Source organism: Nostoc sp. CCY0012, assembly GCF_963920855.1.
Taxonomy (GTDB): domain Bacteria; phylum Cyanobacteriota; class Cyanobacteriia; order Cyanobacteriales; family Nostocaceae; genus Cyanocohniella.
Window position 1 is genome coordinate 1 of the sequence record NZ_CAWUDM010000024.1, and the last position, 19,212, is coordinate 19,212.

21 protein-coding genes are annotated in these 19,212 nt (G+C 39.7%); 6 read left to right on the forward strand and 15 right to left on the reverse strand.

Annotation, left to right across the window (positions count from 1 at the left end; genetic code table 11):
• Positions 1-119: 119 nt before the first annotated feature.
• Entirely contained in the window at positions 120-1,451 is a 1,332-nt protein-coding gene (locus ACM0OS_RS09155) for a hemolysin family protein (protein WP_414542869.1), read from the reverse strand.
• Between the two features lie 292 nt (positions 1,452-1,743).
• Here ACM0OS_RS09155 and mfd point away from each other — a divergent pair, with 292 nt between their 5' ends.
• From mfd to ACM0OS_RS09175, 4 genes are all read left to right on the forward strand, one after another.
• On the forward strand, positions 1,744-5,277 hold the full coding sequence (gene mfd, locus ACM0OS_RS09160) for a transcription-repair coupling factor (RefSeq protein WP_414542870.1): 3,534 nt from the start codon (positions 1,744-1,746) through the stop codon (positions 5,275-5,277).
• A gap of 69 nt (positions 5,278-5,346) precedes the next feature.
• On the forward strand, positions 5,347-5,544 hold the full coding sequence (locus ACM0OS_RS09165; RefSeq protein WP_414542871.1) for a DNA-binding protein: 198 nt from the start codon (positions 5,347-5,349) through the stop codon (positions 5,542-5,544).
• Positions 5,541-5,924: a type II toxin-antitoxin system death-on-curing family toxin gene (locus tag ACM0OS_RS09170; RefSeq protein ID WP_414542872.1), complete on the forward strand. Its 384-nt coding sequence runs from the start codon at positions 5,541-5,543 to the stop codon at positions 5,922-5,924. Before ACM0OS_RS09165 ends, ACM0OS_RS09170 begins: the two co-directional genes overlap by 4 nt.
• 154 nt (positions 5,925-6,078) lie before the next feature.
• On the forward strand, positions 6,079-7,026 hold the full coding sequence (locus tag ACM0OS_RS09175; RefSeq protein WP_414542873.1) for a hypothetical protein: 948 nt from the start codon (positions 6,079-6,081) through the stop codon (positions 7,024-7,026).
• Positions 7,027-7,141: 115 nt separating this feature from the next.
• On the opposite strand, the gene ACM0OS_RS09180 is transcribed toward ACM0OS_RS09175, so the two are convergent.
• From ACM0OS_RS09180 to ACM0OS_RS09190, 3 genes are all read right to left on the reverse strand, one after another.
• Positions 7,142-7,561 carry a DUF3368 domain-containing protein gene (locus tag ACM0OS_RS09180; protein ID WP_414542874.1) on the reverse strand — a complete coding sequence of 140 codons (420 nt, stop codon included), beginning with the start codon at positions 7,559-7,561 and terminating at the stop codon, positions 7,142-7,144.
• A gap of 140 nt (positions 7,562-7,701) precedes the next feature.
• Positions 7,702-8,004 carry a hypothetical protein gene (locus ACM0OS_RS09185; RefSeq protein WP_414542875.1) on the reverse strand — a complete coding sequence of 101 codons (303 nt, stop codon included), beginning with the start codon at positions 8,002-8,004 and terminating at the stop codon, positions 7,702-7,704.
• 963 nt (positions 8,005-8,967) lie between these two features.
• Positions 8,968-9,303: a hypothetical protein gene (locus tag ACM0OS_RS09190; RefSeq protein ID WP_414542876.1), complete on the reverse strand. Its 336-nt coding sequence runs from the start codon at positions 9,301-9,303 to the stop codon at positions 8,968-8,970.
• A gap of 459 nt (positions 9,304-9,762) precedes the next feature.
• Here ACM0OS_RS09190 and ACM0OS_RS09195 point away from each other — a divergent pair, with 459 nt between their 5' ends.
• Both ACM0OS_RS09195 and ACM0OS_RS09200 read left to right on the forward strand, forming a co-directional pair.
• Positions 9,763-10,707, forward strand: coding sequence for a putative 2-dehydropantoate 2-reductase (locus ACM0OS_RS09195; RefSeq protein WP_414542877.1), 945 nt, complete (start codon positions 9,763-9,765; stop codon positions 10,705-10,707).
• Positions 10,682-10,831: a hypothetical protein gene (locus tag ACM0OS_RS09200; protein WP_414542878.1), complete on the forward strand. Its 150-nt coding sequence runs from the start codon at positions 10,682-10,684 to the stop codon at positions 10,829-10,831. The genes ACM0OS_RS09195 and ACM0OS_RS09200 overlap by 26 nt, the downstream gene beginning before the upstream one ends.
• Positions 10,832-11,257: 426 nt before the next feature.
• On the opposite strand, the gene ACM0OS_RS09205 is transcribed toward ACM0OS_RS09200, so the two are convergent.
• From ACM0OS_RS09205 to ACM0OS_RS09255, 11 genes are all read right to left on the reverse strand, one after another.
• Complete coding sequence (locus ACM0OS_RS09205) at positions 11,258-12,358, reverse strand: T3SS effector HopA1 family protein (protein ID WP_414542879.1); 1,101 nt, start codon at positions 12,356-12,358, stop codon at positions 11,258-11,260.
• A 95-nt stretch (positions 12,359-12,453) separates the two neighbouring features.
• Positions 12,454-13,632: a phosphotransferase gene (locus ACM0OS_RS09210; RefSeq protein WP_414542880.1), complete on the reverse strand. Its 1,179-nt coding sequence runs from the start codon at positions 13,630-13,632 to the stop codon at positions 12,454-12,456.
• A 134-nt stretch (positions 13,633-13,766) separates the two neighbouring features.
• The gene (locus ACM0OS_RS09215) at positions 13,767-14,027 is read right to left on the reverse strand and encodes a hypothetical protein (protein WP_414542881.1); all 261 of its coding nucleotides are present in this window, start codon (positions 14,025-14,027) and stop codon (positions 13,767-13,769) included.
• 297 nt (positions 14,028-14,324) lie between these two features.
• Positions 14,325-14,576, reverse strand: a complete 252-nt coding sequence (locus ACM0OS_RS09220) for a hypothetical protein (protein WP_414542882.1) — start codon at positions 14,574-14,576, stop codon at positions 14,325-14,327.
• Between the two features lie 168 nt (positions 14,577-14,744).
• On the reverse strand, positions 14,745-14,969 hold the full coding sequence (locus ACM0OS_RS09225) for a hypothetical protein (RefSeq protein ID WP_414542883.1): 225 nt from the start codon (positions 14,967-14,969) through the stop codon (positions 14,745-14,747).
• Positions 14,970-15,134: 165 nt separating this feature from the next.
• On the reverse strand, positions 15,135-15,401 hold the full coding sequence (locus ACM0OS_RS09230) for a hypothetical protein (protein WP_414542884.1): 267 nt from the start codon (positions 15,399-15,401) through the stop codon (positions 15,135-15,137).
• A 179-nt stretch (positions 15,402-15,580) separates the two neighbouring features.
• Positions 15,581-15,811 (reverse strand): hypothetical protein, encoded by a 231-nt coding sequence (locus tag ACM0OS_RS09235; RefSeq protein WP_414542885.1) that lies wholly within the window; start codon positions 15,809-15,811, stop codon positions 15,581-15,583.
• A 175-nt stretch (positions 15,812-15,986) separates the two neighbouring features.
• Positions 15,987-16,238 (reverse strand): hypothetical protein, encoded by a 252-nt coding sequence (locus ACM0OS_RS09240; protein ID WP_414542886.1) that lies wholly within the window; start codon positions 16,236-16,238, stop codon positions 15,987-15,989.
• Between the two features lie 180 nt (positions 16,239-16,418).
• Entirely contained in the window at positions 16,419-16,658 is a 240-nt protein-coding gene (locus ACM0OS_RS09245) for a hypothetical protein (protein WP_414542887.1), read from the reverse strand.
• Positions 16,659-17,091: 433 nt separating this feature from the next.
• Positions 17,092-17,355, reverse strand: a complete 264-nt coding sequence (locus tag ACM0OS_RS09250) for a hypothetical protein (RefSeq protein WP_414542888.1) — start codon at positions 17,353-17,355, stop codon at positions 17,092-17,094.
• Positions 17,356-17,683: 328 nt separating this feature from the next.
• Positions 17,684-19,189, reverse strand: a complete 1,506-nt coding sequence (locus ACM0OS_RS09255; RefSeq protein WP_414542889.1) for a M16 family metallopeptidase — start codon at positions 19,187-19,189, stop codon at positions 17,684-17,686.
• Positions 19,190-19,212 lie beyond the last annotated feature (23 nt).

A 19,212-nucleotide genomic window follows, 5' to 3' on the forward strand; every position in this document is an offset into this window, starting at 1 on the left:
GGTTAAGCGGTTATCGAAGACTTAGGGAATAGGGACAAGGGGACAAGGGGACAAGAACAAAAGTAAAATTACGTGAGTTCGATAGATTCCTATTCACCACTGTCGCGTCTACATCTCCCTCATTCCCCCTCGTCTCCACTGCTTACTTCTTCAAGTAACATGGGCATGACTAGTACTTTGTCAACACGGTTACCATCCATATCCATGACCTCAATCCGCATACCGTGCCATTCAAAATAATCGGCGGATACAGGTATGCGACCAAGATTGGTGATGACGAAGCCGCCTAGTGTTTGATAGCTGCCTCTATCTTCAATTTCCCATTCTTCGAGATGAAAAAGTTCATAAAATTCATCGATAGATAGCATCCCATCCAACAACCAGGAACCGTCTTCCCGTTGGATAATTTGTGGTTCTTCTTCTTCTGGGCCTTCCGGAACATCACCGACGATTTCGCTCATGATGTCGTTGAGGGTGACTATTCCTTGAATGACACCATATTCATCTACTACCAAGGCCATGTGGGTGACGGTTTGTTTGAATAACTCCAAAACTTTCAAACCACGGGTACTTTCTGGCACAAATACAGGTTGCCGCAATCCTACTATTAAGTCCAAGGGTTGATTGCGTAAACTCCGGGCTAATAAGTCGGTGACGGGGATTACACCTAGTACATTGTCGAGTCCTCCCTGACAGATGGGATACCGAGAATAACCATTTTCAACCATCTTTTGGCGGTTTTCTTCGGGAGAGTCTTCTAAGTCTAACCAAACAATATCAGGACGGGGTGTCATCAAGGAACTGACATGGCGATCGCCTAAACGAAAAACTCGCTCTACCATATCTTGTTCCGCTTCCTCAAAGGTTCCCGCCTCTGTGCCTTGCTCGATTAAGATTTTAATTTCCTCTTCGGTGACTTGTGGTTCCAGCGATGGTGTAATGCCCAATACTCGCAGTATCATATCTGTAGAAGCACTGAGGAGATACACTGCGGGTGAAGCAAAGGCAGATACAGCTTTCATGGGAATAGCCACAAACGCCGCAATTTTTTCTGGGTTATTTAATGCCAACCGTTTTGGTACTAGTTCACCAATAATCAGTGACAAATAGGTGATGATGACAACTACTATCCCGAAAGCAATTGGTTCACTATAAGGTACAAATAAGGGGATGAACCGTATATATACTGCTAGCCGAGTGGCAATTGTTGCTCCTCCAACCGCACCAGTGAGGATACCGATGAGGGTAATTCCTATTTGAATTGTCGATAAGAAATGATTTGGCGACTCAGCCAATTTCAATGCTGCCCGTGCTTTGGCATCCCCTTGATTAGCCAGCTGTTGTAGTCTGACTTTACGTGCCGAAACAATTGCCATCTCAGACATAGAAAACACGCCATTGGCAATAATTAGCACTAAAAGGATGAAAATTTCAAAAGTAATGGAGGACATGTTGTAGAATTGCCGCTTATCAGAGCGAACGTGGCTCACCTTTTAGTATCTAGTACATTCGCAGCCAGAGGCTAGGGGATAGAGACTAGAGGCTAGTATTTTTTTATTCAGCCGAACTATCAAGCATTTTTCAAGTCACCAAATCATGAAAAAATCTCTTCTCTAGTCCCTAGTAGTTAAATATTATTCTTCCATAGAAATAATGAGAGGGCTGTTAACACTTTTAAAATAGTGAACATACACTGACTCTAGATTTTCTTATCTTTAACGACTTCCTCCTGTAGTAAAACTTATGGCATTTTCTTCTATTGTGCGTGCATTGGCGCGATCGCCACTCAGCACTGAATTACTTTCCAAGTTAAATCGCCAACAAGAATTGCGTTTAAATGGCATTTCCCGATTACCCAAGGGTCTAGTAACTTCGGCATTGGCGCAAAATTCAGGTAGGAATTTGTTGGTAGTTTGTGCCACCCTGGAGGAAGCAGGACGCGCTTATGCTCAGTTGGAGGTGATGGGATGGAAAATAGTACATTTTTACCCCACCTCCGAAGCTTCTCCTTATGAACCTTTTGACCCCGAAACTGAAATGACTTGGGGACAGATGCAGGTTTTGGCGGATTTAGTACAGGTAAGAGAACAGGAAGCAGGGGAGAAGGAAACAAATACTCCCCGCATCACCCCCAACCGCATAGCAGTTGTCGCCACGGCTGGGGCCTTACAACCCCATTTACCACCGCCAGCAGCTTTTACCCCCTTTTGTTTGACTGTGAAGCGGGGAATGGAATTTGATTTAGATACTTTCGGCGAAAAAATTACCACTTTGGGATATGAACGAGTCCCACTGGTGGAAACAGAAGGACAATGGAGTCGGCGCGGTGATATTGTCGATGTCTTTCCTGTTTCTTCGGAAATGCCAGTCAGACTGGAGTGGTTTGGCGACGAAATTGAAAAAATTCGTGAATTTGATGCCGCAACTCAACGTTCTGCTCTTGACAAAATTGACCAGCTAATATTAACTCCCACTAGCTTTGCGCCTATTGTTTTGCAAGAAATTACAAATAATGGCGGATTACAACACCTTACTGCTGATTCAAACTCCGACTCAGAACTTAGCACCGATAACTCAGCACTATTAGAAGGTAGTCGTCGTTTTTTGGGGTTAGCCTTTGAGCAACCAGCCTCACTTTTAGATTACTTGCCAAAAAACATCTTAATTGCTGTTGATGAACCAGAACAGTGTCATGCTCATAGCGATCGCTGGGTGGAAAATGCCGAGGAACAATGGGGAGTAGGGAATAGGGAGTGGGGAGTAGGGAATGTGACTCTACCAAAAATTCATCGGTCGTTTGATGAGTGTCTGGCGGATGTGAAGAAATTTCCCACCGTATATTTATCGGAACTGGCGGAGGAAAACAGCGGCATAAATCTGGCTAGTCGGTCGTTACCTGTGACACCACATCAATTTGGTAAACTAGCAGAAACACTGAGACAAGAGCGCGATCGCAACTTTTCCATTTGGCTGATTTCTGCCCAACCTTCCCGTTCTGTGTCTCTACTGCAAGAACACGATTGTCCGGCTCAGTTTATCCCCAATCCCCGCGACTACCAAGCAATTGATAAGTTACAAATTAACCATATACCTGTAGCTTTGAAATATTCCGGGTTGGCGGAATTAGAAGGTTTTATTCTGCCTACATATCGGTTGGTAATTGTCACTGATCGGGAATTTTATGGACAGCATTCCCTAGCCACACCAGGTTATATCCGCAAGCGTCGCCAAGCGAGTTCTAAGCAAGTAGACCCCAACAAGCTACGTCAAGGTGATTTTGTAGTTCACAAAAGTCATGGAATTGGTAAATTTGTCAAGCTAGAAAGCTTAACGATTAATCACGAAATCCGTGATTACATAGTGGTGCAGTATGCTGACGGTATCTTGAGAGTGGCCGCAGATCAAGTTGGTTCTTTATCTCGGTTTCGCCGCACAGGTGATAAAGCCCCAGAACTGCACAAGATGACTGGTAAGGCTTGGGAAAATACCAAGAACCGCGTTCGCAAAGCCATCAAAAAGTTAGCGGTGGATTTGCTGAAACTGTATGCAGCTAGGTCAAAACAAGAAGGTTATACCTATCCCCAAGATATGCCTTGGCAAGAGGAAATGGAAGATTCGTTTCCCTACCAAGCAACCACAGATCAGCTAAAAGCTGTGCAAGATGTCAAACGCGACATGGAAAGCGATCGCCCGATGGATCGGTTAGTATGTGGTGATGTGGGTTTTGGAAAAACAGAAGTAGCAATTCGCGCCATTTTTAAAGCTGTCACCGCCGGAAAACAAGTTGCACTGCTAGCACCTACAACCATTCTCACCCAGCAACACTACCACACCCTCAAAGAACGCTTTGCCCCTTACCCGGTGAATGTCGGTTTATTAAATCGGTTCCGCAGCGCTGAAGAACGCCGCAATATTCAAAAGCGACTGGCTACAGGTGAATTAGATATAGTCGTCGGTACACATCAACTTTTAGGTAAAGGTGTAACCTTCCAAGATTTAGGATTGTTGGTGGTGGATGAAGAACAGCGATTTGGGGTCAACCAAAAAGAGAAAATTAAAAGTCTGAAAACTCAAGTTGATGTGCTGACACTTTCGGCTACTCCCATTCCCCGTACCTTATATATGTCTTTATCGGGGATTCGGGAAATGAGTTTGATTACCACACCACCCCCAACTAGAAGACCGATTAAAACGCATTTAGCACCCCTAAACCCGGAAATTGTCCGCAGTGCTATTCGTCAAGAATTAGACCGGGGGGGACAAGTATTTTATGTAGTTCCACGAGTGGAAGGCATTGAAGAACTGACAGCTAATTTACGAGAAATGATACCGGGGGGGAGATTTGCGATCGCCCACGGTCAAATGGATGAAAGCGAGTTAGAATCTACCATGCTGACTTTCAGTAATGGTGATGCGGATATTCTTGTCTGTACCACAATTATTGAATCTGGTTTGGATATTCCCCGCGTCAACACCATCTTAATTGAAGACGCTCACCGTTTTGGTTTATCGCAACTATACCAATTAAGGGGACGGGTGGGACGTGCAGGTATACAAGCCCACGCTTGGTTATTTTACCCCAAACAACGGGCGTTATCAGATGCTGCACGGCAACGGTTAAGGGCGATTCAGGAATTTACTCAACTTGGTTCCGGCTATCAACTAGCCATGCGCGACATGGAAATTCGGGGTGTGGGTAACTTGTTAGGTGCAGAACAATCCGGTCAAATGGAAGCCATCGGCTTTGATTTGTACATGGAAATGTTAGAAGAAGCAATTCGAGAAATTCGCGGTCAAGAAATACCCAAAGTTGATGATACCCAAATTGACCTCAACCTCACAGCATTCATTCCCGCAGATTACATTCCCGATGTCGATCAAAAGATGAGTGCTTACCGTGCAGTAGCGGCGGCCAAGTCTCCAGAAGAACTAAAAATGATTGCAGCCGAGTGGGGCGATCGCTATGGTACTTTACCTGTGCCAGCGAATCAACTTTTACGAGTTATGGAACTCAAACAACTGGCGAAAAAATTAGGATTTAGTCGTATTAAGCCAGAGAATAAGCAGCACATTGTCTTAGAAACGCCAATGGAAGAACCCGCTTGGAATCTATTAGCAGCGAATTTACCGGAACATTTGAAGACGCGCTTTGTTTACTCTCCTGGTAAGGTGACAGTCCGCGGTTTAGCAGTTTTAAAAGCTGACCAACAATTGCAAAGTTTGCTAGATGCGATGAACAAAATGCAAGGTGCTGTTGCAGAGGCGGTTGTTGTGTGAATAGTCCATAATTTAGGAATAACTAAATCAATTTTTCACTCTACTCACAAATTCGGAGGATGAATAGTTATGGCTGCAATTACTATCAATATTCCAGATAGCCAATTAGAAAAGCTAGAAGAACTAGCGAGATTACATAACATTTCTCTGGAAGCTTTACTGAGTGCTAATATCGAGAAATGGTTAAGTGAGCAAAAAAGCGACTTCACTGATGCAGCTAATTATGTATTGAAAAAAAATGCTGAACTATACCGACGTTTGGCATGATGCGTTATTTGTCATTAGCCGAGGTATTGGATTTACATCATCAACTTATTGAGCAGTCAGGAGGGTCAATAGGTATCCGTGATTTAGGTAATTTGGAATCTGCACTTGCTCAACCCGGCATGACATTTGGCGGTGAAGATTTGTATCCAACCGTCATTGATAAAGCTGTTGCTTTAGGTTTTTCAATTATCATGAATCATCCGTTTATTGATGGTAATAAGCGCACAGGTCACGCTGCAATGGAAATTTTTCTGATACTGAATGGTATGGAAATTAGTGCTTCTGTTGATGAGCAAGAGCAAGTTATTTTGGCAGTAGCATCAGGTGATTTAGGGCGCGAGGATTTTGGTGAATGGTTGCGGCAGCATACTAAAAGCTAAAATTATAGGTAAAGATGGTACCGAAAATTTATGCATTCCTCAGTTATTTAACATAATATTCATCACGAATAAATAGCCTCATTTGTAATAAAAACAATGCTGAACTCTACCAAAGTTTGGTTTTTTATTATTTAAAAAACAATAACATCTCAATATGCAAATAGAAAAACGATTAAAAAATCACTACAAACGCTGGAATATTGAATTTTCCTATGAGGAAGAATTTTTTAAGTTCAAAAATAGACTAGTTCGTATTCTCGATAAATTAATAGGAAATTATCTTGTTTTAAATTCAGATGTTGATAAATATTTTATTGAACTATTTGAATTTCATGAAGCCGATGAACCCTATGTAAAAAAATCGAAGGTAATTTCCCAAATTTTTTCACCTAGAGGTAAGGAGCAATTGCTTCAGATTTTTCATGATAATAATAAAACTGATAAGGGATTTGGCGATACCAATGTATATATATGCATAAATGATTGCAGGACTACAAAAGAACTAGCTACAGTCTTACAATTTTTGTTCTGGACGCTAGAAGAAAAAGATAATGAAACGCAAGATTTTCTTTCAGAGATAGTGAAACAAATCAGAAGAATTTCTGTGTTGACACCCAGTGCTGGGTTTCAAATTCACAAAAAAGGTAAGCAAGTAATTATTTACCCTCACGGTGATCAGTTTTTGGATATCGGTATTATCGATTGTGTACTTTATGGACTAGAAGATTATCCACAAGTCGCTCAACACTTTGATAAAGCACTCAAGATTTATCAAAGTGGTGAAATAAGCTTATACAGAAATTTGCTTGATAATTTACGCTTTGCGCTTGAGCAACTTTTGAAACAGATTTTGCACAACAACGAATCGTTAGAACACCAGCACAAACCGTTTAAGATATGGTTTGAATCCCAAAGATTACATCCTCAAGTGTTGAGCTTGTATAAACAACTTTTATTTACTCACTATTGTGATTACCAAAATAAAGCTGTGAAGCACGATGAAAAGTATTCTGTAGATGAAGTGGAGTTTATGATTTATCTCACTGGCAACTTTATCCGTCTCATACTCCAGTTGGCAAGGCAAGTAAACAATGATATATAGTGAATGCGTTGATTGTGATCTGTGAACAAGCGATCGCCTGGAAAATACACCCTCAGCTTTTATAATAATTTAGTGCGATCGCCTTTTCCTGATTAGGAGATTCTGTCTATTTTTCCTACTGCTTAAGAACTTGTGCTAACAATTCTGGTGCAATCCGAAATCCAGCTTGAGTAATTAGGTTATCAATCACAGGTTGCAATGATTCGAGTTCACCAGCTTGTTTAGCACGTAGCAGAACGCCCAGAATACCTATTACCTTTAAACCCAGAGATTTAGCTACTTTCCTCCCCTCACGCTCATCTAGTAGTATCCAATCTGCCTTGAGTTCAATTGCAAGAGCGATCGCTTCAGCTTCTCCTTTGTCTAAAGTTTGCTTCAAAAGTTGAGTTAATGGCTGATCACTCATCTCACGAACCCGAATCCATCCAGCCGAAATTGCTTCACTAATTGCTTGAGATCCGGGTCGCTCTTCACCAATTTTCAACTCATGGAGTACAGCACTTGGAATCAGAATTTCACCAAACTGCTGATGCAAAAGAATCAGCTGATCAACAATAGCTAAATTTAAAATTGGTGACGTGTTACTAACTACTGGAGTTTAGACTAGGCAGCAAGAAAAGACTCAGCAACGCTGAGTTGAAAAGAAACAGAGTTCAGATATGAAAATCTATAGTACTAAGCAGATTTTGATTGCTCTTTGCGGGGCTTCGTTGTAGTTTTTTTAACTATGGGATAGCGAATTCTACGTTTACGTGGTTGATCAGCCTTCCAGCCTGGAGACTTTCCGCGAGGTTTGGGTGGTTGGGCTGGAGTACCAATCGCCGCAAAAACTCCTCCCATAGCTTGGGCGACTCTTCCAGGGGTCAATTTATCCAGGGACTTTTGCCAAGGGAGAGGGTTATCCGCAACGATATCACGGGCTAACCACAATTCCCAAGTCATTAGAGGCATCAGGTCACAGTTCAAAAGTTGCGTCATGCGCTCTACCTAGATATCTGTACGCTGCTTGACGAAATTCTTCTAATAAGGCACGTTTCATATTGGCAGATGAGAGTTGGTCGTTCTTCTCTCAGGTTCTGCTAATAGGGGGTCTGTGTTCAAGCACACCCTCTATTTTTCTGGGTTTGTTGCCCGTTTAGTCTAAACTCCAAACTTTCGGCGGATATACTTTTTTAGATGAACCATATAGTAGGGTTTTTGGAGTACCAGAATTATGTTTCTTCCAAAAGTGGATGCTCCCAGAAATAAAATTTTATAATTCCTCACGACAAGCTTATACTTCCAATTCTGATTTACGGCAAACTTATGGTTCCAAAAATAGAAAAAAGTGATAATTTATTTGACGCAATATCAAGCTTGACAACCTCTTCTGCGGCAAGGTTATGCTTCTAGTATCGACAAAGTTATGGGTAAAGTCACACCAAGGATAGCTGGATTTTAAATATGCAAACTTCTAGCCTTTTTTGACATAAATATGCCTCAATATTAGTATCAGACTAGTACAGCATGGTGTAAATAGGCATACCATTTTAATCGTCAAACAGTCTGCTTAATAAGCTTTTTGACTTTTGATTTTTTACTTTCGTGCAGCGGTATTATTATTCTAATTTCAAGTACTAAAGTGGCTAACAAACCAGCAGGGGAGATATAACTGGGGACTTTCAAATATTAGTAACTTATTTTAAAAAAATGCTGAAATTATCTTTATCTCATCATAGGATCAAGCATTTTGTGGAGTTCTCTTGGTGCAATTCCTGGAGTATAAATATTAACTATTGAAACTTGGTTGGTGCGTCTTATCTAGATATTTCCACACCAACCCTAAATAATGTTATTGATGACCATAATAAAACCAAGCGATCGCAGTGATATTCTGGAGTTGTTCTTGACTTTTGCGCTTATTGCCATTTAGGTAAACTCCAGATATCTGTGACCATCACATTAGGCGTTGTGAGAAATATGATGGCTGTTAATGTGGCGTCTTTGAAATAGAACTGCAATCAAATTAGTTACCAAACAGGTGATTGCTAAAGACAACAAAATATAAGTGGGGGCCATTACCACACCAATGATAAACCAAGTATATACATGCAATATCATCACAGAAGCAAAAGTGCTTGCTATTCCCGCCGCTTGCCAGACTTGATGTGTCGGACGATGTAATATTGTCAAAATGATTGTAAGTGATGAGGCAATCAAATTTGCTGGGATGAGAAAGGCACAAATACTTGTGCAATTGGCACGAGAAAATTCAGCTAAGGCGTTGAAATCAAGCATCAATTTGTTGGGGTAATGTCAACATCTTAAAAATAAGTAAAGTAAACATATTTTTAGATATTTGACATAATATTAGCATATGCCTAAAGTAATTACTCCGTTAATGTAACATAAATTAAAGTTTTAAACTGACTTCTCCTACTATCTATAAGTAAGCATAATAAACTTTTAAATTAAGGTGGAGTTTACTCACTAGAGATACATTAAACAGGCAAAAACTGTCTCTATCAAATGAATTAAATCGTTATCTGCTGCTAAAACTATGGCATTTCGGCAATAACTGTAACATCAATAATATCAGCTATCTTTTTTACTTAAAATATCTATCAAAGAATTAAGTTTTATTACAAAAATTTAATTAAAAATGAGAATAATAAATTAAGTATACATAGACTCAAGGGTAGCTTGTTGTCAGCCATCGTTTTATGATAATCCTGAAAAAATTCCTGTGTTGAACAAATGTGCGATCGCAAGTACGCCATCCTCGGAACTGGCGCATTAGGTGGATTTTATGGTGCTAAACTCCAACAAACTGGTTTAGATGTCCACTTTTTGCTGAACAGCGATTATGAACACGTCAGCCAATCTGGTTTACTCGTCGAATCGAAAGATGGTGATTTTACTCTTCCTCTCGTTAACGCCCATAACAATGTAGACAAAATGCCACAATGTGATGTGGTAGTAGTTGCACTAAAAACAACACAAAACCATTTACTGCCCACATTGTTACCACCTGTAGTTAAAGATCAGGGGATAGTGTTGGTATTGCAGAATGGATTGGGTGTGGAAGAGGAAGTTACCCAAATTGTCAGCAACGTTAAAGTTATCGGTGGCTTATGTTTTCTGTGTTCCAATAAAGTGGGGCCAGGACATATTCGCCACTTAGATTATGGAAAAATTACTTTGGGGGAATATAACCCTGAATATGATCCTAGCGGGATTACAGCGAGAATGCAGGAAATTGCTGATGACTTTAACCATGCTGGTATTCCCATTGAATTAGCCACAGACTTATTTTTGGCCCGTTGGCAAAAACTTGTGTGGAACATTCCGTACAATGGGCTATCTGTGATTCTCAACGCGAGAACAGATGAATTAATGGCGGATGCTGACACGCGCACATTAGTTGAACAATTGATGAATGAAGTGGCTACTGGGGCGCAAAGTTCGGGGCGCGTCATTCCTGATAGCTTTATTCAAACCATGCTTAATTACACGTTGAAGATGAAACCTTACCGCACTAGCATGAAAATTGACTATGATGAGCATCGTCCGTTGGAAGTAGAAGCAATTTTCGGCAACCCCTTACGGAAAGCGCAAGCAGTCGGGGTAAATTTACCACAGATTAGCTGTATCTACCATCAATTGAAGTTTTTAGATGCCAGAAACAGAAAAGTATTTTGATCTCAGCGGTAATTATATGGATAGTGATGTACTAGCTTTTTTTGCAAGTGTCGGTTTACTGATTATTTATCTCGTTTTTTCAGCCTTGACTGAAATGGGGACTAAACTTCCGGGAAAAAAATAAGCTTGTAGGCGGAACTAGCGGCAAATTTTCGACATCTCAACCGAATGGAACTTGGAAAAACGCGCACACATCCTTTAGGCTGAGTTAATATACTGAGCTTATGTGGGAAGGTGCCAAATGCGAGATCCACAAAAAAATCACATTAAAATTGATCCGGCTACCCTAGTTTTGATTGTGTCTGTTTTGATACTTTTGCCCCTAGTGCTGACAGGTTTCTTTTTTCAGTGAGTTTTACTTTCTTTAGCACAAATATTGGATTGAGAGAATACAGGGAACGCAGCTTATCAGATAGATGACTGCGTTCTTTCAGGTTTGTACATAAACATTAAAAAAGGGTAAAAGGAATTAGTCTGACTTTGACTCTCAACCTTTACCCTATTTCATATCTTGAATAATTACCTCTTTTCAAAGGTAATAAATAGAAAATTAAACCCTCAAACAAGGATAAATATCTTCAGAACGAGGATTAAGATATGGGCGTTGCAATTCAATTTCATGCATAGAAAAATGCTTTAAAATCGATACCATCCGAGTCTCTGGCGTATCATTATCTTGATGCCAAACTTCAAGTAAAGCATTGGCAATGATTTGACAACGGTTCAGACCAAAACTTTCTTTGTCAGTAAATTTGCTGTTTGGTTCTTCAGCTAGAGCTAACCCTGGGGCTAATAATTTTGTAAACAAGGGGACAGCATCACCAAATAAAGATTGATGTTCTGTATACACTCTGTCTAGTACTGGGTGAACTGTATCATAGTTATGTTTATCAAAATAAAGTACTGCTGAATCACAACGTCCATAATCAGAAGGATTATACAGCGCTTTAAAAGTGAAAGGAATGAGCAGCGCATTAAGTTGAGTAGTCAAACTATCCATGACAGCTATGGCACCATCTGGGGATAAATTGAAATAGATACGCACAATCTCACCATCACCATGAGAACCTGCATTAGCAACTGCCATATAAAATCCATGTTGCACAACATTTTTCGGCATTTTAATGGCAACTACACTGCCGATATTGGTATCTTGATGTTCTGGTTGCAAGTGAATATTGCGTTCAATATGGAGTGTCAACCCAGTTTTATGTACAGCTAACGCACCATCTGTTTCCTCGTTCACCACCAGCCAATCATTGCTCCAATAACCTTCACCTCTATTGCTTTCATGCAAGCGGTCATAAAAAGCTATATCTACACCCAAAAAGCTGTTATTTTCTAGATTTGGATTCAATGCTAAATTTGTTGTCTCTTCATTCAATGTCAGTTCCTCTTTCAAAGAACCGTTGTAATAAATCCCATAAAGAAAACTACGCAATTGCAGACTTAAATATTTATTCTGAAGATCCAAGGGCAATTTTTGAAAGCGGGAAATTGCCTGCTCTGTCAAGTCCAATGTTTTATAATCTGAGTGCTTAATACAATGGTGGGACTCGATTTTAACTTTCTGAATAATGTCTTGTAGTGATGTCTGCAATGGCTCAGGAATACTTGCTATTTGAGTTTGTAGCGAATCTAATAGTTGCATAAGAGCTTGCCTGTGAATATATAAGGAATGGGGAGGTGGGGGAAAAAGATTTCCCGGCGTTGGGATATTGACCAACTTTGCCACCTCAGTATGTTTTAAGCGCGAGATAAGTTTTTGGGAGCGAGGTCTGATGACTCCATACCGAAAATTGTGGGGATAGATGCTTCTGGACGACACAATAAACTCTTGGCGACCTGGAGCATACAAATACCTTGATTACCAAAGCTTTTTTCGTACTGGAGTGTTGCTTGAATAGCTTGAATTAAGGCTAAACCGGAAAATTGTACTACTCGCCGTACAAAATCGGGTCGATGCTCTAAAACTTCAGGAAATTCCGCCAAATAAGCGGTCATTAAGGCTGACATGGACGAACGTAGGGATTGTAGAGGAATTGTCGCTAAACGTAAAGATTCTTCGATTTCCATCCCTCTACCAACAACTACGCTGTAAAGCCATAATTGCAGGTAACTAGCAACTAATGCTCCCAAATCAATAGCTGGATCTCCCCAAGAACAACGTTCCCAGTCAATCAATCTAATGACGCTTTCATCTGGGACATATCCATGAGAAACCACATCTTGCCAATTTAAGGAGATGAGGATATTGTTCAACTTCATGTCATTATGAGTCAAACAGTAGGGAGTATAAGCGCTACCTAATTCTGCGATCGCCTGACCCAAACTGTCGTAACGTTGATAAAGAGCAAAGAATCTTAACCCGTCAGCAGGAACGGTACTAAAAATTTCTGGGGTTAGTCTATCAATGCGATGATTAAGTTTTGCTGCATCGGCACCCGATTCATCCTGGGACTCTTCAAAGAATTCCCGATATTCTGGACGTTGAATACTGACACGATGAATGGATGCTAAATTAGTTCCGACTATGGTTGCAATCTGTGTGGGAAAGATATTTTCATTTGCGTAAAAATCTGATAAATCCCGATAGTTACTGAGATAATTGAAAACAATGATAGAATTTTCAGCATCAAAATGCACTACCTCAGAAATAGAAGAGCGCAGGTAGCTAATTTCGGGTTGCTTTTGCAAAAAACCGTGAATTTGCCATTCTTTGACAAACTCCCCCGCAGTTTTCCCTTCTCTGTTGTGGCGCTCTTGCTTAACTAAAATTTGCCGCCCATCGGGTAAACTGAGTAATAAGTTAAAGTTTTTGGCAGGTTTTAGCTCGATATTGCTCGCTGCACGTTCTTCTTCAGTACACAATCCTAGCGGAATTAGGTAATCAATAACATTTTGATAGCTTAATAAAAATGGCACGGCGTTAAATGCTCCTCAGTAAAGTGAAAACTTGTTGTTGGTCAATCAAGAAACTATAGAACCAGAGAAAGGCTATCCAAGCATTGATTGCACACAACAGCTTATTGGTTATCATGTCAATGGGAATTTACTAATTAAAAAGGGATAAATGGAGAAGGTGGAGAGTAGATATTGGCAGCACCAAATGAACTAGCTAAGGACACAATACTGTAGATAGCAAATGCCGTTAACATAAAATCCAAAAGCCTGTAAGCAAAGTGAATCATTTGATGAAATGCGTAGTGAAATGCATAATCGTCACCACCATATACAGACAGAAAATGCATATCAGTTATTTCAATTAGAAAGCTTTCCGAAACGGGAAAATACAGATCAGAAACTATGATTTCCGCCATTTGCTTGATTTCACGAAATATTGAATAATTAATCAATCTCAGTCTATTATGTTGCGGTAATAGCCTTGACTGACTTACAAATCACTTGTTAATTTACAACGTATATTGTTTCACCTAGCTAACAGAGATTTTGATTAATAAAAAGTAGCCTTTAAATATAGCAATCCTAAATCATTCGTGAATTTTCTTGTTTCTCTGACATCTGCGCTCTCTGTCTTCACTGAAAATAGGATTGCTATAGTTACTTTTTATCTTTAATCTCAAAATAGCTGTCTAGTGCAGTATTAAAAAAGGCTATTACCAGCCAAAGCCACGACTATATTTACTCCTAGGCTGACTGAATGATTTAGCTGTATAACTACCATGACCAATAGCGAATGTACCAACAAATGCTCCCGATAAAGCACTAATTGAAAATATTCCACCGACTATAGTGTCTTGATTCTGAGAAATTGCGTCAACATCACTGAGTTCATTCAAAAAACTTTCAGAATCGTGGAATAATTCAGAACCAGTAACGTATAGTTGAAAAAGATTGATAGTTGCCATGATTTGCTCCTCTAAACTTGTGGAAATTAAACTCAATATTGCTTGATTTGCTTGGCTCTTAGGTATTATTAGTAACTCAAGAAACTCATATTGATTACATAGAGACTTTTTACCGTTAATACCTGAAGAGCCATTTTTTTTAGTAGTTAAACAGAGAGGTTAGTAGATTTAACCTACACTGAATGACTTAGCCAAAACAGTAACGTGACCAATGGCATATACAGTGACAAAAGCTCCAGCTAGCTTAATTAGTGTCTGAGGATCACTAACATCTCCACCGTAGTTACCACCGTAGATGGAATCTACATCGCTGAATTCATTGAGAAAACTTTCAGAATCTTGGAATAATTCAGAACCAGCAGCGTGTAATTCAGAAAGAGTGATATTAGCCATGATGTACTCCTAAAAGACTTGTGAGACTTGTTTTTTACGTGGAAAATCAAGATGGTGACTACTCGGCTCCCAGGAATTATTAGTAATTTCAGAACCTCATGTTAATCACAGAGAGAACTGTTTACAGTTCATCCCTAAAGAGCCGTTTATTTCAGTATTTACCTATTACCATTTACCTTTAGCGGGAGGCTCAATTATTTGGGGTGGCTGAGGCTGACTGAATGACTTAGCTAAGACAGTAACGTGACCAATGGCATATACAGTCACAAAAGCTCCACCTAGCTTAATTAGTGTTTGAGGATCACTAACACCTCCACCGTATTGACCACCAGAAATAGCATCTACATCGCTGAATTCATTGAGAAAACTTTCAGAATCTTGGAATAATTCAGAACCAGCAGCGTGTAATTCAGAAAGAGTGATATTAGCCATGATGTACTCCTAAAAGACTTGTGAGACTTGTTTTTTACGTGGAAAATCAAGATGGTGACTACTCGGCTCTTAGGGATGATTTGGTAATTCCAGAACTTCATGTTAATCACATAAAGAACTGTTTGCCGTTCATCCCTAAAGAGCCATTTATTTCAGTAATTACCTATTGCCTAAACTCATTACTGTGGTGCGCTGAATGACTTAGCTAACACAGTAACGTGACCAATGGCATACACATAGACAAAGGCTCCAGCTAGCTTAGTCAGCATAGTAGGATCACTGACACCGCCATTATTGCCTTGTCCACCAGAAATAGAATCTACATCGCTGAATTCATTCAGAAAACTTTCAGAATCTTGAAACAATTCAGATCCAACAGCATGTAGTTCAGAAAGTGTAATATTAGCCATGATTTTCTCCTAAAAGACTTGTGAGGACTTTGTGCTATGAAATTGAAAATTGCTGAGATTAGCCATATCACAGGGATTATGAGTAATCACAAAAGCTTATGTTGATCACATAAATCAGTTTTTACATTTAATCCCTGGACAATATCAAGCTCAGTAGTTAACCAGAACCATTAATTCAATTTGCACTGAATGATTTAGCCAATTGAGTAACGTGACCAATGGCATATACAGTTACAAATGCCTCAGTTAACTTCATCAGTGTGATAGGATCACTGACAGCACCATTGCCATTGCCATTTCCATTGCCATTACCAATTTGGCCACCAGAGATAGCATCTATATCGCTGAGTTCATTCAGAAAACTTTCGGAATCTTGGAATAATTCAGAACCAGCCGCGTGTAGTTCAGAAAGAGTGATATTCGCCATGATTTACTCCTAATAGACTTGTCTTTTCGCAATTAAGCAAGTCAACATAAATTGTTCAAACCACCTGGAATTTAGAGGTTATTAATAGTAAAAAACCTTGTGTTTGTCACAGAGATTGGTTTTACCTTTAAACCCCTAAGAACCATCAGGCTCAGGAGTTACCCGAAGCCATAAAAGTCATTAATATCCAGAACTGAACGACTTGGCTAGGTAGGTAACGTGACCAATTGCATAAACAGTAACAAATGCTTCAGCCAGCTTTGTCAGGGTTGAAATATCACTGTAACCACCGTGGCTATAACCACCGTAGCTACCACCATTAATGGAATCTACATCGCTGAGTTCATTGAGAAAACTTTCAGAATCTTGAAATAACTCAGAACCAGCAGTGTGTAGTTCAGAAAGAGTGATATTTGCCATATGTTTGCTCCTCAAACATTTGTTGCTTGTAAATTAAATTGGTGAACAATCAAGCTATGTCTTGCTTAACTGTTACTACTATTGTTATTTAGAAAAACTTAGGAAGTCAATGATAAAAACCTGTTCAAAAAGACATATATTGAATAATTCCGTCTTTATGAAGGGGAGACTTTAATTACATAAATAAGTTTATCAAATGACATTAATACATATTTTTATAATTGCAACATACCAAATATATATTTAACGATTAAGGGTCTTAGGCATTATTCTTATATATCTTCTAACCCATGCCCCGTAAAAGTTTAATCCCCTCTGCTTGCTGATATTTAAAAAATCAAATATAAGCCTGATATATCTTAAATTAAACACAAAAAAATGTGCATTTTCAATCTAATTAGATTCAAAATGCACAAGAATTATCAATATAAGATTAAATTAAAAAATCTAAGTTGTTACTGACTTGGTTGCCGGCAGTAGAAATTGTCGCACTCATTTGTGATCTCAAGTTCCAGAGAAGTCCATCTAAATTTTGAGCAAATGTATTTACTAAAGATTCTTCATTCATGTTATTCGTATTTGATACTCTTCTGGCTATTTGACCTCCATGAACAGATTTTATTTCTCTGTCTCTTATTTCATGAATAATAGATTTTTCATCTCTAAGATAGAGGTCAATAATTTTGATGTTTGCCATTTTACAAGCTACCTGACTAATACTAACTACAAGAATACAATGTAAGTCTTGAAAACTTCTCTTACTATTTTGCAGTTTAATTTTTGAAAGTCAATATTTTTCAGATATTTTATAGACAAAAACTAAGCTTTTATGTCTGAAAACGTGATTATTTTCTAGTGTGATCAGCCTGGGATATATGGTTTGATTTCATAAATTTAGAGACGCAATATGTCACATATCACGTCTCTTAGTATCTTTATATATAGCTTCAGTAACTGAGCAAAATTAAATTACTGAAGGGGAAAGGGGGACAAGAATCACAATACTTCCCCCTCTCCCCTATCTTTTAACTCTTGGCCTGCGATCGCCCATCGGGAATTGTGACATCTATGGGCGTTACTTTGGTAGCGAGTTGCGTCAATGGTGGTTTAATTGCGCTTTGATTCCCGACTACTAAAGTTACCAAATTTTCTGGTTTGAGGTATTTTTGTGCTACCCGTTGCACATCAGCTTCTGTGGTAGCGGCTACGGCTTTTTGATAGCGGAACAGAAAATCAGCTGGATAGCCGTAATATTCGTAGCGCATCAACCGTGATAAGGTTTGGCTGGGGTCTTGAAAGTTGAAAACAAAAGAGTTGAGTGTAGATTCCTTAGCAAAGGTCAATTCCTGTTCTGTGACAGATTGAGCTTGGATACGCTTAATTTCGGTCTGCAAAGCCTTAACAAACTGCACAGTAGCATCCGATCGCGTCTGTCCACCAGCAATAAACATGCCTGGATAATCAAAGCGGGGACTCCAGTAGCCGTATGCAGAGTAAGCTAAACCTTGGCGCGATCGCACTTCGTTAAATAAGCGGCCACCAAATCCATTTAACACTCCGTTCATCACATCCAAGGCGGCATAATCAGGATTGTCAAATTTGCCCCCTAGATGTCCCACCAAAACACTACTTTGAGTTAGCTGTGGCTGATCTACATAAAACACACCACCTGTATGAGCGGGTTTCACCTCTGATAGCCTGGGTCTACGAAGATTAAAATTACGCCGCCAGTCACCAAATTTTGCTTGCACAAGCGATCGCATTTCCTGCGAGTCAAAATCCCCTACAATTCCCAAAATCATATTATTGGGATGAAAATATTGCTGGTAGAACTTGATCAAGTCCTCCCGATTAATATTATCCAGGGTGGCATACTCAGTTGTCCGGGCATAAGGGCTATCTGTCCCATAAACCAGTTTCTGAAATTCCCGCGTCGCAATACTATCGGGATTATCATTGCGTCGGGCTATACCACCTTTAGCTTGAGTTTTGACTAAATCTAGCTTTTCTTGAGCAAAAATTGGTTCTCGCAGCACCTCAGCAAACAAGCCAAAAACTGTGTCTAAATCTTCACTCAAAGCTTGAAAACTAGCATTACCTGTGGCTTCACCAACGCTGGTTTCCACAGATGCAGCGCGTTGTTCCAACAAATTATTGAGTTGATCTGCCGAATGCTTTTTTGTACCGCCAGTGCGTAACACCTCACCTGTCAAACTAGCCAATCCCACTTTATCAGCTGGTTCTAAGCGGCTTCCTGTACGCACTAAAGCCGTACCACTCACCAACGGCAAATCATGATCTTCCATCAAGTACACAACTAAGCCGTTTGGCAGTACAAATCGCTCATTTTCTGGTACTTGAATTGCCGGCAGTGGGGGCAACTCTAACTCAGTGTAATGCTGGGCTTCTGCTGTCGCTGCTAACGAAAAGTTAAAAGTTACAAGTAAACAAGTGACAGCCAGCATCACAACATAAAATAGTTGCTTGCTTTTACGAAGTGTCAATTTAAAATTGGGGATTTTCAATGCCATCTGTCCTTTACTCTTCACTTTGT